The organism is Pseudomonas sp. VA159-2 (assembly GCF_024126635.1).
In the GTDB taxonomy this organism is placed as follows: Bacteria; Pseudomonadota; Gammaproteobacteria; order Pseudomonadales; family Pseudomonadaceae; genus Aquipseudomonas; species Aquipseudomonas muyukensis.
This window is the reverse complement of sequence record NZ_JAMYBV010000005.1, coordinates 110,830-125,590: the sequence shown is the minus strand read 5'-3', so window position 1 is coordinate 125,590 and position 14,761 is coordinate 110,830. Positions and strand designations below refer to the sequence as shown.

General features: G+C 64.5%; 8 protein-coding genes. 1 reads left to right on the top strand and 7 read right to left on the bottom strand.

What is annotated here, in order from left to right:
• Window positions 1–64: 64 nt before the first annotated feature.
• The 5 genes from NJG22_RS06855 to pip form a co-directional block, all read right to left on the bottom strand.
• On the bottom strand, window positions 65–862 hold the full coding sequence (locus NJG22_RS06855) for a transporter substrate-binding domain-containing protein (RefSeq protein ID WP_217853934.1): 798 nt from the start codon (window positions 860–862) through the stop codon (window positions 65–67).
• 230 nt (window positions 863–1,092) lie between these two features.
• Complete coding sequence (gene mdoH / locus NJG22_RS06850; RefSeq protein ID WP_253093344.1) at window positions 1,093–3,660, bottom strand: glucans biosynthesis glucosyltransferase MdoH; 2,568 nt, start codon at window positions 3,658–3,660, stop codon at window positions 1,093–1,095.
• The gene (locus NJG22_RS06845; RefSeq protein WP_217852141.1) at window positions 3,653–5,383 is read right to left on the bottom strand and encodes a glucan biosynthesis protein G; all 1,731 of its coding nucleotides are present in this window, start codon (window positions 5,381–5,383) and stop codon (window positions 3,653–3,655) included. The genes mdoH and NJG22_RS06845 overlap by 8 nt, the downstream gene beginning before the upstream one ends.
• Window positions 5,384–5,646: 263 nt before the next feature.
• Complete coding sequence (gene dtd / locus NJG22_RS06840; protein ID WP_253093343.1) at window positions 5,647–6,084, bottom strand: D-aminoacyl-tRNA deacylase; 438 nt, start codon at window positions 6,082–6,084, stop codon at window positions 5,647–5,649.
• Window positions 6,081–7,052 carry a prolyl aminopeptidase gene (gene pip, locus NJG22_RS06835; RefSeq protein ID WP_125465856.1) on the bottom strand — a complete coding sequence of 324 codons (972 nt, stop codon included), beginning with the start codon at window positions 7,050–7,052 and terminating at the stop codon, window positions 6,081–6,083. The genes dtd and pip overlap by 4 nt, the downstream gene beginning before the upstream one ends.
• Before the next feature lie 259 nt (window positions 7,053–7,311).
• On the opposite strand from pip, the gene NJG22_RS06830 reads away from it, so the two are divergent.
• On the top strand, window positions 7,312–12,687 hold the full coding sequence (locus NJG22_RS06830; RefSeq protein ID WP_253093342.1) for a DUF6543 domain-containing protein: 5,376 nt from the start codon (window positions 7,312–7,314) through the stop codon (window positions 12,685–12,687).
• 46 nt (window positions 12,688–12,733) lie between these two features.
• Here the strand turns inward: NJG22_RS06830 and hutG are convergent, their stop codons facing one another.
• Window positions 12,734–13,537 carry an N-formylglutamate deformylase gene (gene hutG, locus NJG22_RS06825; RefSeq protein ID WP_253093341.1) on the bottom strand — a complete coding sequence of 268 codons (804 nt, stop codon included), beginning with the start codon at window positions 13,535–13,537 and terminating at the stop codon, window positions 12,734–12,736.
• A 10-nt stretch (window positions 13,538–13,547) separates the two neighbouring features.
• The gene (hutI, locus tag NJG22_RS06820; RefSeq protein WP_253093340.1) at window positions 13,548–14,753 is read right to left on the bottom strand and encodes an imidazolonepropionase; all 1,206 of its coding nucleotides are present in this window, start codon (window positions 14,751–14,753) and stop codon (window positions 13,548–13,550) included.
• Between the last annotated feature and the right edge of the window lie 8 nt (window positions 14,754–14,761).

Genomic DNA, 14,761 nt, shown 5'->3' with positions numbered 1-14,761 from the left:
TAAATGCGAACGCGCAGGGCTTGCCTGCGCGTCGGGATCAGCGCTTGGGTCGTCGACCCGGGCTTTATTCCATTTCCTTCAGCCAAGCCTTGCTCTTGAACCACTTGTCGTGAATACGATCGTAGGTCCCGTCATGCTTGATCTGGTGCAGGAAGTTGTTGATGTAGTTGATGCTGTCGTAGTCGCCTTTTTTCAGGCCGAAGGCCAGCGGCTCGTAGGTGAAGGGTTCTTCGAGGAACACCAGCTTGCCGGCGCCGGCCTTCTCCACCGCCACCACGTTGTAGGGCGAGTCGTAGACGAAGGCGTCGGCCTTGCCGTTGACCACGTCCATCACCCCTTCCTGCTCGTTGTCGTAGCCGTGGTACTTGGCCTTGCCAATCAGTTTCTTCGCGACCATCTCGCCGGTGGTGCCGAGCTTGGAGGTGAGGCGGTATTTCTCGTTGTTCAGGTCCTTGTACGACTTGATCTCACCGGCCAGCTCCTTGCGGATCAGCAGGGTCTGGCCGACGACGATGAAGGGTTCGCTGAAGTTCAGGCGCAGGTTGCGCTCCTGGGTCAGGGTCATGCCACTGCCGATGAAGTCGAACTTGTCGGTCATCAGGGCTGGGATGATGCCGTCGTAGGCAGTGGAGACCATCTCCAGCTTGACGCCCATGGACTTGGCCATGGCCTTGAGGATGTCGACTTCGAAGCCGATGATTTCGCCGCGCTTGTTGGTCATTTCGAACGGCATGTAGGTCGGGTCCATGCCCACCCGCAGGGTGCCGCGCTTGACCGCGTCATCGATGGCGCCAGCCTGGGCGGCGGATACCGCGATCAGGGCAGTCGCGCCGACCAGCAGTCGCGACAGGAGTTTCTTCATCATCACCAAGTCCCCTAGCAGGAAATACGCAGATTTTATTGTTCGCACGGCCCGGTGGACCGAGGCGTAATGTCGGGAGGGATGCTAACGCATGCGCAGCGCCGGACCTAGAGCCGGAGGGGACTTTGTTGGCCAAAATCGGCTGGAACGCATCGCGGGGCAAGCCTGCTCCCACACCGTGGCAACGGTGCGTGGAGCGGGCTTGCCCCGCGATTATCGGCGCATCAGGCTCAAGCCAGGGCTGGCTGGGCCTGGTTCTGCGGGTGCAGCGGCAACAACGGCGAGTGCGGGTCGTTGTCGATGGAGGCGCGCCACACATCGATCCACGCCGTGTTGTGCTCGCTCCACACGCGATCGTGCAGGCGCGACAACGCCACCGGGTCGCTGAGCAGCGCCAGGCGGGTGTTCAGGTCCAGGCCCTTGGGCCCGAGCTCCAGCGCCTTGGCCACGCGCTCGACGCGCAGGGCCTCGATCGGCGCGGCCTGGCCGTGACGCGCGGTGGCCATGGCGCAGGCCAGGGCGTTCTGGCGCGGGTCGACCACGGCGCGCACGAAACCGTCGTGCAGGGCGTGCCAACGGTTCTCGTGGGTGTACTGGTCGGTGGCCAGCAGCTCCTGCGGGGTGGCGTACTCCTCGGGGATGAGGAACAGCTTCTCGTCCTTGGCCGCCAGGCCCAGGCGCGTGCGGCTGGAAATCACCGACACCGGGATCGACAGCACCAGCGAGCCGACGATCGGCGCCAGCCACCACAGGAAGCTCGGGTTCAGCCAGGCCACCAACCCGGCCCAGGCGATGCCCAGCAGGGTCTGCGGGCCGTGGCGGCGCACCGCTTCGCTCCACGGGGTGGAATCGTCGTCACGCTGCGGCGAGTTCCAGGTCGCCGCCCAGCCGAGGAACGCGGCCAGTACGAAACGGGTGTGGAAGATCATCCGTACCGGCGCCAGCAGCATGGAGAACAGCATCTCCATCAGCATCGACAAGGTGACCTTGATGCGCCCGCCGAACTCGGTGGCGCCCTTGGCCCAGATCAGGATGACGCTGAGCAGCTTGGGCAGGAACAGCAGCACGATGGTGGTGGAGAACAGCGCGATGGCTTTTTCCGGGTGCCACTGCGGCCACAGCGGGTAGAGCTGGAACGGCTCGATGAAGTACTGCGGCTCCATCAGGGTGTTGGTCGCCAGCAACGCGGTCGACAGCACCAGGAACAGGAACCACAACGGCGCCGACAGGTACGACATCACCCCGGTGAGGAACACCGCGCGGTGCACCGGGTGCATGCCCTTGACCAGGAACAGGCGGAAGTTCATCAGGTTGCCGTGGCACCAGCGGCGGTCGCGCTTGAGCTCGTCGAGCAGGTTCGGCGGCAGTTCCTCGTAGCTGCCCGGCAGGTCGTAGGCGATCCACACGCCCCAACCGGCGCGGCGCATCAACGCGGCTTCGACGAAGTCGTGGGAGAGGATCGCGCCGGCGAAGGCGCCTTTGCCCGGCAACGGCGCCAGGGCGCAGTGCTCGATGAACGGCTTCATGCGAATGATCGCGTTGTGGCCCCAGTAGTGCGACTCGCCCAGTTGCCAGAAGTGCAGGCCGGCGGTGAACAGCGGGCCGTACACGCGGGTGGCGAACTGCTGCATGCGCGCATAGAGGGTGTCCATGCCCGAGGCTTTCGGCCCGGTCTGGATGATGCCGGCATCCGGGTTGGCCTCCATCAGGCGCACCAGGCTGCTCAGGCACTCGCCGCTCATGACGCTGTCGGCGTCGAGCACGACCATGTACTTGTACTCGCCACCCCAGCGCCGGCAGAAGTCGTCGAGGTTGCCGCTCTTGCGCTTCACCCGGCGCCGACGGCGGCGGTAGAAGATACGGCCGAAGCCCTTGGTTTCGCGGCACACGTCCAGCCAGGCCTGCTGCTCGGCCACGGCGATGTCGGTGTCGTTGGTGTCGCTGAGCACGAAGAAGTCGAAGCGGTCGAGGTTGCCGCTGGCGGCCACCGACTCGAAGGTCGCGCGCAGGCCGGCGAACACCCGCGGCACGTCTTCGTTGCAGATCGGCATCACCAGCGCGGTGCGCGCTTCAGGCGCAATCGGCTCGTTGCCGGCGCTGCTGCCGGAGATACGGTACTTGTCGCGCCCGGTGAGCAGCTCGAGGAAGCCCATCAGCGCGGTCCAGAAGCCCGCCGACACCCAGCAGAACAGGATGCCGAAGAGGATCAGGATGGAGGTTTGCAGGGCATAGGGCCAGACCTGCACCACGGTGTCCCACAGCGGCTGGTGGACGACTTCGTCGAGGTCGACGAACGACCAGCCCTGGTACGGCAGGATGCCCTTCATGTACCAGCCGGCGACGATGGTCTGGCCGATCATCAACGTCAGCAGAATGTAGCGACGGATCGAGCCGACCGTGCGCCAGCGCGCCGGCGGCAGCTCGCGCTTGGGCGGCTGCGGGGCGTTGGTGCGCCCGGTCATGCGCCGCCACATGCGGATCAGGATATTGGTGCGCCACGGCTCGGGCACCACCTTGGTGCGCTTGATCGGCGGCGCGATCTTCAGGCACAACCGCCCGCCGGCATCGACGCCGAGCATCTCGGCCTCTTCCAGCTCGGCGGCGCTGCCGACGGTAAGACGGGTGCCCACCGAGGCCTGAACGGCCTCGGCGGTGCCGGCGGCCGGTTGGGCCGCCAGACGTTGATGCAGCTCGCTGAACGAGGCGCAGCTGGCGAGTTCCGCGCGCTGCTCGTCGCTCAGGGGGAGGTGGGCCAGGTATTCGCGCAGCGATTCCGGCCTTGCGCTTGAGTTACTCATCGGCAGGCAACTGATAGCTCCAGGTCTCGGTCAGCACTTTCTCGGTGGTGGCCGGGGTCCCGTTGGTGGATGCCGCATCGGCGGCTGGTTGCTCGGCAGCTTTTTCCGCCTTGGCTTTCTCGGCCTTGGCGTGGGCGTGCTTGGCCTTGTCCTGCTTGGTTTCCTTGGCAGGCTTGGGTTGCTCGACCGGTACGTCGCGCAGCAGCGCGGCACGCATCTCGGTGGATTTCTTCGGATCCTGCACCTTCAGCCGCAGGGTCAGGCGCCAGCCCTTGGTTTCCGGGTTGTAGCGCAGGTTGTTCTCGACCAGCTCGGCGTTGTCGCCGACGCTGACCTGGCTGCGCACGGCCGTATCGGCCGGCAGGGCGGCCAGGTTCGGGCCGATGAAGTCGACCAGGAAGGCCACGGTGCCATCGGCCTGGCGGATCAGGTTGGACTGCTTGACGTCACCGGTGGAGCGCAGGGTCTGCTTGACCCAGGCCAGGTCCGGCGAATGCAGCTGGTCTTCCTTGATGGTCCAGCGCAGGCGGTAGTCGTACTCGAACGGCTTGCCCGGCTCCGGCAGTTTTTCCGGGCTCCAGAAGGCCACGATGTTGTCGTTGGTCTCGTCGGCGGTGGGGATCTCGACCAGGTCGACGGTGCCCTTGCCCCAGTCACCCTTCGGCTCGATCCAGGCGCTTGGGCGCTTTTCGTATTCGTCGTCGAGGTCTTCGTAGTCGCTGAAGGCACGCTGGCGCTGCAGCAGGCCGAAACCGCGCGGGTTCTCGACGCTGAAGTTGCTCACGGCCAGGTGTTTCGGGTTGTTCAGCGGGCGCCACAGCCATTCGCCGTTGCCGGCATGGATCGACAGGCCTTCGGAGTCGTGCAGGGCCGGACGGTAGTTCATCACCTTCGACGGCTGGTTGGGGCCGAACAGGTACATGCTGGTCAGCGGCGCGATACCCAGGCGGCTGACGTGGTCACGCAGGTAGACCCGCGACTTGACGTCGACCAGGGTATCTTCGCCCGGACGCAGGGTCAGCTTGTAGGCGCCGGTGGAACGCGGCGAGTCGAGCAGCGCGTAGATCACCAGGTGCTTGTCGTTGGGCTTGGGCTTCTCGATCCAGAATTCGCGGAAACGCGGGAATTCCTCGCCCGACGGCAGCGCGGTGTCGATGGCCAGGCCACGGGCCGACAGGCCATAGCGGTGGCCCTTGCCGACCACGCGGAAATAGCTGGCGCCAAGCAGGGTCATGATCTCGTCCTGCTTGTCGGCCTTGTTGATCGGGTAGAGCACGCGAAAGCCAGCGTAGCCAAGGTCCTTGGTGGTGTCGGCGTCATGCGGCACGTCACCGAAGTCGAAGCGGCTCGGGTCGTACTTGATCTCTTCGACCTTCTTGGCGGTGATCTCGTTGATCTTCACCGGCGTGTCGAAGTGCATGCCCTGGTGGTAGAACGACAGCTTGAACGGCGTCTTGTCCTTGGCCCACTCGGCCTTTTCCTGAAGGAAGCGGATCTTCTGGTAGTCGGCGTACTTCATGTCGCGGAACACCGGCGGCAGGTTGCTCTTCGGTGCCTCGAACTTCTGACCGGCCAGATCCTTTGCCTTGGCTGCAACATCATCCAGATTGAATGCCCACAGCTGGCCAGCGCTCATCAGGCCGACCAACGCCGCGCCGGCCAACAGGGCCTTGCGCAGCCGGGTACCGGGGATTCTTGGTGCAATACAGGGGCTTACAATCACGAGCAATCCTCGCCGAAAACAGATCATGAAACCAACGGCCAGCGACCAATGCCGGGTTGGCGAGCACTGTTCGGACCCCGTGAGGGCGTAATGATTCCCCAAACGGATCCAGACAATGCTCGAGTCAAAATGAAACAAACCTGCGAACGCAGGTTCATGCAGCGCGCGATTATCCAGCAGGACGCGTGACAACGCATCAGGCTGGAGAAACTATTTATCGTACAAAACCCCTTGTTTTCATACAAACAAGAGGTTTTTCGACCTCATATTTGTAACATAAATGTTACGGGGCCATCATTGACCAGGTGCACCTGCATGTCGGCGCCGAAGCGTCCGCTCGCCACCTGCGGGTGCTGGCGCTGTGCTTGCAATAGAAGATAGTCGAAAAGCTCGGCGCCGAGCGCCGGCGGCGCCGCCGTCGAAAAGCTCGGGCGCATGCCGCTGCGGGTATCGGCTGCCAGGGTGAACTGGGACACCAGCAGCAACCCGCCACCGACATCCTTGAGCGAGCGGTTCATCTTGCCCTGCTCGTCGCTGAACACCCGGTAGTTGAGCAGCTTGTGCAACAGCTTTTCGGCGTGCTCCGGCGAATCTTCAGGCTCGACCGCCACCAGCGCCAGCAACCCCTGGTCGATGGCGCCGACGATTTCGCCCGCGACTTCCACCCTGGCGCCACGCACGCGCTGGATCAGGCCCTTCATGCTTCTTCCAGGGGCAGGTCGAGCAGGCGCCGGGCCATCTGATCGGCGGCGCGTACCAACGCATCGGTGATGCCCGGCTCGGAGGCGGCGTGGCCGGCGTCGCGAATCACCTTCAGCTCGCTGTTCGGCCAGGCCTGGTGCAGTTCCCAGGCGTTGTCCAGCGGGCAGATCACGTCATAGCGGCCATGCACGATCACCGCCGGCAGATGGGCGATCTTGGGGATGTCACGGATCAGCTGGTTTTCTTCGAGGAAGGCATTGTTGGTGAAGTAGTGGCACTCGATGCGGGCGATTGACAGCGCCCGCTGCGGCTCGGAGAAGCGGTCGACCACCAGCGGGTTGGGGCGCAGGGTGGCGGTGCGACCCTCCCAGGTCGACCAGGCCTTGGCCGCGTGCATCTGGGCGATCTGGTCGTTGCCGGTCAGGCGCTTGTGGAAGGCCTGCACCAGGTCGCCGCGCTCCTCGGGCGGGATCGGCGCGATGTAGTCCTGCCAGTAATCGGGGAACAGGCGACTGGCGCCCTCCTGGTAGAACCAGCTGATCTCCTGCGGGCGGCACAAGAAGATGCCGCGCAAGATCAGGCCGTGCACACGCTCGGGGTGGGTCTGGGCGTAGGCCAGGGCCAGGGTCGAGCCCCACGAGCCGCCGAACAGCACCCATTTGTCTATGCCCAGGTGCTCGCGGATGCGCTCCAGGTCCTCGACCAAGTGCCAGGTGGTGTTGTTCTCCAGGCTCGCATGGGGCGTGGAGCGGCCACAGCCGCGCTGGTCGAAGGTGATGATGCGGTACAGGTTGGGGTCGAAGTAGCAGCGGCTCTGGGCATCGCAGCCCGCGCCCGGGCCGCCGTGGATGAACACCACCGGCAGACCTTCCGGCGAGCCGCTTTCGTCGACATACAGCACATGCGGCGCTTCCACGGCCAGATCGTGCCGGGCGTAGGGTTTGATCTGCGGGTAGAGGGTCTGCATCGCGCACTCCGTGTGAGGTTTGGTTCGGCCGTGGGCCATCATAAACCTGAATTACGCTTTGAGCATGTGTCTGTGGCGAGATCATGTTATGTGCTTGCGCCGTGCGTAGCTCAATAGCATCCGAGCCTCCCGAAAAACGAGGCTCACCATGAACGACTCTCCGCTAGTGACAGCTCCCCCCCCTTCTCGCGCACTGTCCCTGGTCGTCGGCAAGCTGCCCGCCTGGATTGCCGAAACCCGACCCGACGAACACCGGCAGATGCGCGATGCAGCCGCCCAGCCAGCGAGCTGGTTTGAAGCAGCGAGCCTGGCGCAGCCGACCATCGCCAGGCAGTTGACCGAGGCATATGGTGCTCAGCGGCAGGCCGAAACCGAGGTCCGCACGCTGCTCGCGGCCATTCCGGCGTTGAAGCCTTTCGCCAGCAAGCTGCTCGGCGCAGAAATACGCAAGCGCTTCGAGCTGGAGCTGGATGTAACCGCCACCTACCTGCTGAACGCAAGCAAAGCGGCGGCGTACAAAGAGACAATGCACGGCGACCCGTTCGTGACCAGCGACCGCGCCGTGAAGAACGCCACGCAATCGCTGCTGGACAGCGCCCTGCAGAACTTCGAAGCCGCCGAGGCTGAGCCCGCAGGGTTGCAAGCAGGCGGCAACCCATCGCTGATCCTCGACAGCAACAAGGTCAGCATCGTCGCCTCACCTGCCAAGCAGATTGCCATCGAGCCAGAAGCCTTCGCGGGCATGGTGCGCGACCTGGACATCGGCGGTCAGTACCAGGTGCTGATCGATGCGGCGACAGGTAACGAGGCTGCCCACGCGGTTTTCAGCCGTGCCGAGCAAACCAACTTGCGCCTGCATGCGCACCTGGCGCGCCTGCGCGGCGTTATCGACGAGGCTACTCACGACGCCCTGCTGAACCTGGCAACCCAGGGGCAGGCCACTTACCAAGGCCAGCCGGTACTGTGCTCGCGGGTGACGCTGCTGCATGCGACCCTCACCGGCGCCGCCGCTTTTGGCATAGCTGCACCCGGCAGGACGGCTGGCGGAAAATTCCCGCCACCCAGCTTCCCCTACGGCGGCTGGGTGGTGCTGTACCTGCCGGGCGCCACCACGCCCCTTAGCGTGCACAACACCCGGGAGCAGGCCGAGGCACAGCTGGTCAAGCTGTTACCCGAGTTTCGCCACCCGGCATGCCTGCACATGGTCCCCGAACGCAACAAGGCAGCTTTCCTGGGCAAACTGCAAGACACCCTGGAGCCGTACACCTGGAACCCGGCGAAGGGTTTCAAGGAGCGCATGAAAGACCCGGACGCCTCGGTTTCCCTGCACCTGCAGCCATTTACCCAGGCACTGCCGGATGAGCTGGCCAGCCAACGGCAACAGCGCCTGAAAGACGATGCCGCCTTCCATGCCGTGTCAACGGCAGCCGAGGATGAAAAAACCGCAGCCAAGCGCTGGGCCTACTTTGAATCACTTGCCCTCAATGCCTTGAACATCGGTGCGTTCTTCATCCCGGGGCTGGCGCCACTGATGCTGGGCCTGACCGTGCTGCAACTCGGCCACGAGGTGTTCGAAGGGCTTGCCGAGTGGGCCGACGGCGACCGCGACAAAGCGTTCGGCTACCTGATGGATGTAGTCGAGAACCTGGCCCTGATCGGCGCACTCGGCGCCACCAACGGTGCGGGCGCAAAACCTGCACTCGAAAAACTGACGGTGGACACCCCATCGTTCATCGAAGAGCTCAAGCCTGTGGAGCGGGCCGACGGCGACGTGCGCCTGTGGCGCCGCGACCTGCAACCTTTCGCCCACGACATCGTGCTGCCGGCGGGTCTCAAGCCTGATGAATTCGGCTTGTATCACCATCAGGGGAAAACCTGGCTGCCAATCGAGGAGCGGACCTACGCCATCAGTACCAGCAACGCTGAACACCGGCTGCTCCACCCTACCCGCCCTCAAGGCTATCAGCCCAGGTTGCAGCACAACGGTGCCGGCGCCTGGCTGCATGAGCTGGACCAACCGCAGACCTGGACCGGCATGCAGCTGCTGCGTCGGCTAGGCCACCTGCCTGGGGCATTCGACGCCCAGATCGCCGAGCGGATACTGCGTGTCAGCGATACCGACGAAAACGTGCTGCGGCGCATCCTCAGCGAGAACCAGCGGCTGCCGGCGTTGCTCGAGGACACCTGGCAGCGCTTCGAGCTGGACCGGCAAGTCGGCCAGGCGCTTCCAGAGGCAGGGGCCGCGGCACGCACCGCCGAGTTCGACCAGCGCTATCAATTGCTGGCAAGCACCGATGCGGGCACGCTCCAGCGGGTTTACCCAGGGCTGCCCAAGGCCATTAGCAACGAGCTGCTACGCAATGCCAGCACCACCGAGCAACTGAGCCTGGCCAGCGGCAAGGTGCCAATGCGCATCGCCGAGGAGGCTCGGCGATATCAGCAACAGGTTCGCCTGGCCCGTGCCTATGAGGGGCTGTATCTGGGCTGCGTGCGCAATTGGGACGCTGACCGGCTGATCATGCACAGCCTCGAACAGCTGCCTGGCTGGCCAACGGATACCCGACTCGAATTGCGCCAGCAGCGTTACTGGCCTCGCCAGCGCGACGTTATAGGCCAACCCGATTCGCGCACCCGCATAACCATCAGCAGCGTCGAAGCTGGCTACATCATTCATGAAACACCCCAGGCAGAAGCGGTCGGTATCCATCCGAACCTTTATGCAGCCCTGAGCGCAGCAATGCCCGAGGCGATGAAGAGCCTGGGCGCCGATGGCGAAACCAGCCTGCGCCAGTTGCTGCAGAACGCCCCGTTGTTACCGCGCAACACCCTCAGGCAAGTACTCGGCATGCAAGCCGTGCGCCCCGGCTTCCGTTCGCCGATGCACCTGGCCGATGGCCGCCTGGGCTACCCTCTGAGCGGTGGCCAGGCGATGCCATCAGGCGATGCCAGCTACCAGGCCTTGCTGGATGCCATAGCCGCCACCGGCCTGACCGAGCATACGCGGTACACCGCTGATCAGGTGCTGCACTTGGTTACCGCTGGCCGCAATCGGCTACAGGCTTTGCAGCACCTGCACACCCTCAGCGAGCAGCGCGGCCTGTTGCAGAGTGCGCTGAGCGATTGGAGCGAAGCCATTACCCCCGCTACCGCCGAGGCGGCACGCGATTACGACAACCTGCGCGAGGGCATCCTGCAGCACTGGTATGACACGGCCCTGCACGACGGCCTGCAACATACGGCAGGGCTGAGCATCCAGCGCGTGCCATTGTCGGACATTCCCCTGACCTTGCCGGACTTCTTCACCTCGCGCGTGCGCAGCTTGAGCCTGATCGACCTGCCATCGGGCGCCCTCGCCGGCTGGACACAGAACGAGCGCCTGTTGCAACGCCTGCTCAGGCAGATGCCGCAGCTCGAGTCGCTTGAAATCAACCGCCCCTATAGCGCCGGGGCCACGCCGTCATCCTTCCTGTTCAGTATTCCTACAATCAGCGAGTGTTTGCCCGGGTTGCGCCGGCTGGTGGTCACCCATCAGAACATCGCGCTGTCGGAAAGCGACCTGAACCTGTTATCAGGACTAGAGCAACTGCGCCACCTGGACTTGAGCGGCAATCGGTTGGCGCAGAACAACAGGCCAAGTTTCCACGCGCTGACCCTGGACTATCTGGGCCTGGACCAGATGCAGTTGTCCCAATGGCCGATCGGTATCGGCAGCGATGCCCTGGCACGTATCGCCCATCTGTCGTTGCGTGACAACAACCTCAGGTCGCTGCCATCGTTCCTGGTCAATGAAACCGAAACCCTGACCACGCCGCCGGTGATATCGCTGCAGGGCAACAGCATCAATCAGACCCACCTGCTGCGGCTGCTGCTTAACGAGCGGGTCGATACGTCCGGCATTACCACCGACCAGCCGGCTGCGCTCAGCGAACAACTCGAGCGCATCCGTGATGAACGGCGCCAACTGCGCGAAGCCATCGATGGCTGGGCCCAAGCCTCAAGCTCTAGCAACCCGTTGACACAGGCTGCACTGGCCGACAGGCAGCGTATCGAAACAGCTCTCAATCAGTTCTGGGAGCAGCAGGAGCAAGGCCAGCAGTACCTGCGCCTGCATCTGGAGGACGTGGCGATCGAGCATTTCCCTCGGCGGCTTCCGTCGTTCTTTGGCGAGCGAGTACGGGCCATGAGCCTGACCCGCTTGCGCGGCAGCACCTCGCAAGTCGATCAGCTGCTGCGCCGCTTCCCCAATATCACGCGGCTGACCATCGATGCCCATCAGGCTGCCAGCCCTTCGCTGGCCTCTGCCTTGGCGCGCCTGCCACAGCTTGCCATGCTGGAGTTTCGCAACATGGGCCTGGAAGTCGACCAGGCCATGCTGGAAGTCTTCGCCGGGCTGGAGCACCTGAGCTCGATCGACCTGTCAGGCAATCGTGTAGGCACCATCAACCAGGTACCCGCACAACTGTCGCGCAACCTGCAGTCACTGGCGCTGACCAACATGAACCTGCAGGCCTGGCCAAGGTGGTGCGATGCCCTGTTGCCGCTGGAGTTGCTGGACCTGAGCGCAAACAGCATCACCCAATTGCCCGAGCACATCGCATCGAACCTGAACAACCCGATGCCTATTTCGTCAATCGCCCTGTTCGACAACCCGCTGCCACTGGAAACCATCCTGCGCCTACGCACGTTTTCGGACAGCCAGCACAGCTACTCATTCGCCCTGGACATCCCTGACAACCTGCTGCTGGTCGATTCGTCGAGCGAAGGTTCGCTCGATCACCCGCACTTCCCCCTGCAGGGCGACGACAAGCCCAGGCAGGAAGACTGGATGTTGGGCAACGAGGCGCAGAACGAAGCGCTGCAGGACAGCTGGAAAACCCTGGAGGGCAGCGACCTGCTGCGCCTGGCAGGCCGTTTGCGCAATGCGGCGCCTTATGTCGATCCGAACACGCGGGCCAGCTTTAGCGAGCGAGTACGCATGATGCTGGTGACAGCGGCTGGCAACCCGACGCAACGGGAAAACATGGAAGCAATAGCCGTGGCGGGCCTGCTGGACCCTGCGACTGGCTCGCAGACCTGTCACGACGGCGCGCTGGTGGAGTTCAACAACATCGAGCTGTACCTGATGAGCGAGCGCCTGCTGATCGAAGCTGGCGATGGCCTGCAATCGCTGCGACATCGCCTGTTGCAGCTGTTCCGCATCGAACAGCTGGATCGGCTGGCAACCCAGCGCTCCCGCTCGGGTGACCTGGTTTCGGTACGCCTGGCTTACCGACGCGAACTGGCCAGGGACCTCGACCTGCCAATCGCCGATAGCATGCGCTTTCGGGGTGCCGCCAACCTGGCCCCAGACGAGCTGACCGGGGTTTTGGAGAAAGTCCGCAAGGCTGAACTGGGCGATGCACTTGTGAACTACATGCTGGCGAATCCGTACTGGGTGATGCGCCTGCGAGCCGAGTTCAGCGAGCGCTTCGCCGAGCTGGAAGACCAACGGCGGCTGCGCGTGCTGGAGCTGGCCGACAGCAATCTCTCGCTGGAGGACGAGTTGCATTTGCAACAGGGCCTACAACACGAGAAGGCTGAGGAAGAACAGGAGCTACTGCGCGAGCTGACCATCGCCCAGATCAACCAGAGCTAAGGGTCGTAACCGGCGACACGCCCGACCTGCGGCGCGTCGCCACCTTCTAGCGTTGGTACTGCTTCTGCCCCCACAGCAGGCAGGCTTGCAACAAAGCCTCGAGCACCCGTTGAGTTGGCTGCGCCAGGTCCTCGCGGTAGGCGAACGGCTCGGTTTCGTCCATGTAGGTGCTTTGCGCCAGCTCCAGTTGCACCGCATGGATGTGATTGGCCGGGTCGCCGTAATGGCGGGTGATATGCCCGCCCTTGAAACGCCCGTTGAGCACATGGCTGTAGCCTTGCGCCTCGGCGCACACGCTTTGCAAGCGTTCGGCCAGCGCCGGGTCGCAACTGGCGCCATTGAAGGTGCCAAGGTTGAAGTCCGGCAGCTTGCCGTCGAACAAGTGCGGAATCAGCGAACGTATCGAGTGGGCGTCCCACAGCAGTGCGTAGCCGAACTCGCCGCGCAGGCGCTCGAGCTCACGACGAATCGTGTCGTGGTACGGGCGCCAGACCTGCTCCAGGTAGGTGGCCCGCTCGGCGGCGCTGGGCACCTGGCCGTCCTTGAACAACGGCTCGCCGTCGAACAGCGTGGCCGGGTACAGGCCGGTGGTGGCACCGGCGTACAGCGGCTTGTCGTCATCCGGGCGGTTCAGGTCGATGACGAACCGCGAATACTCCGCCGCCACCACGCTGGCGCCCAGGTCACGGGCGAAGTCGTACAGGCGCGGGATATGCCAGTCGGTGTCCGGCAGGCTACGCGCCTGGTCGACCAGGCCGTCGCGCACGGCGTCGGTGAGGCCGAGCCCGGCGTGGGGCATGCTGATCAGCAGTGGCAGGCGGCCCTGGTGAAAACTCAATACCTTGTTCATGTGCCCTCGCTCAGTTGGATATTTCATGGCCCAGGCGCACCACGCGCTTGGGCAGGTCGCCGCCGAGCCAGTAGCTGAGGTCGGCGGGGCGCTCGATCTGCCAGGCGATGAAGTCGGCCACCTTGCCCACCTCCAGCGAGCCATGGCTGTCGCCCAGGCCCAGCGCCGTGGCGGCATGCACGGTGACGCCGGCCAGGGCCTCCTCGGGGGTCATGCGAAAACAGGTACAGCCCATGTTCAGCATCAGGCGCAGCGACAGCCCTGGCGAGGTGCCGGGGTTGAGGTCGCTGGCCAGGGCGATCTTCACGCCATGCCGGCGCAAGGCATCCATTGGCGGCAGCTGGGTTTCGCGCAGGAAGTAGAACGCCCCAGGCAATAGCACGGCGACCGTGCCGGCCTCGGCCATGGCGATGGCATCATCCTCGGTCATGAACTCCAGGTGATCAGCCGACAGCGCTTGATAGCGGGCTGCCAGGCTCGAGCCATGCAGCGACGACAGCTGTTCGGCATGCAGCTTGACCGGCAGGCCCAGCTCACGGGCCTTGATGAACAGCCGCTCGACCTGGGCCGGGGAAAACGCCAGGTGCTCGCAGAAGGCATCCACCGCATCCACCAGGCCCTCGGCGGCCAGCGCTGGGAGCATCTCATCGCAGATGTGGGCGATGTAGTCGTCGGCCCGGCCAGCGTACTCCGGTGGCAGGGCGTGAGCGGCCAGGCAGGTGCTGCGCACGGTCACCGGCAGTTCCTCGCCCAGGCGCCGAGCCACGCGCAGCATCTTGCGCTCGCTCGCCAGGTCCAGGCCATAGCCGGACTTGATCTCTATGGTGGTCACGCCGTCGCGCATCAGCGCCTGGACCCGCTGGCGGGCACTAACAAACAGCGCGTCCTCGCTGGCCGCGCGGGTCGCCCGCACGGTGCTGGCGATACCGCCGCCCTGGGCGGCAATCTCGGCATAGCTGACGCCCTGCAGGCGCTGCTCGAACTCACCGCTGCGATTGCCACCGAACACCGCATGGGTGTGGCAGTCGATCAGCCCGGGGGTGACCCAGGCGCCGCCCAGGTCGACGACGCGGTCGGCCGCCACCGGCGGCACCTCGGCACGGGGGCCGATCCACTCGATCAGCCCGGCGCTGGTGACGATCGCCGCGTCCTCGATGACCGAGTAACGGCCGTCGGTCATGGTCGCGGCGTGGCAGTGCTGCCAGAGGGTTCTCATCAGGATCT

Bases quoted from the DNA above. Each gene is read 5' to 3' on its own strand.
- mdoH (WP_253093344.1), bottom strand. From the start codon at position 3,660: ATGAGTAACTCAAGCGCAAGGCCGGAATCGCTGCGCGAATACCTGGCC.
- NJG22_RS06855 (WP_217853934.1), bottom strand. From the start codon at position 862: ATGAAGAAACTCCTGTCGCGACTGCTGGTCGGCGCGACTGCCCTGATC.
- hutG (WP_253093341.1), bottom strand. From the start codon at position 13,537: ATGAACAAGGTATTGAGTTTTCACCAGGGCCGCCTGCCACTGCTGATC.
- pip (WP_125465856.1), bottom strand. From the start codon at position 7,052: ATGCAGACCCTCTACCCGCAGATCAAACCCTACGCCCGGCACGATCTG.
- NJG22_RS06830 (WP_253093342.1), top strand. From the start codon at position 7,312: ATGCGCGATGCAGCCGCCCAGCCAGCGAGCTGGTTTGAAGCAGCGAGC.
- hutI (WP_253093340.1), bottom strand. From the start codon at position 14,753: ATGAGAACCCTCTGGCAGCACTGCCACGCCGCGACCATGACCGACGGC.
- dtd (WP_253093343.1), bottom strand. From the start codon at position 6,084: ATGAAGGGCCTGATCCAGCGCGTGCGTGGCGCCAGGGTGGAAGTCGCG.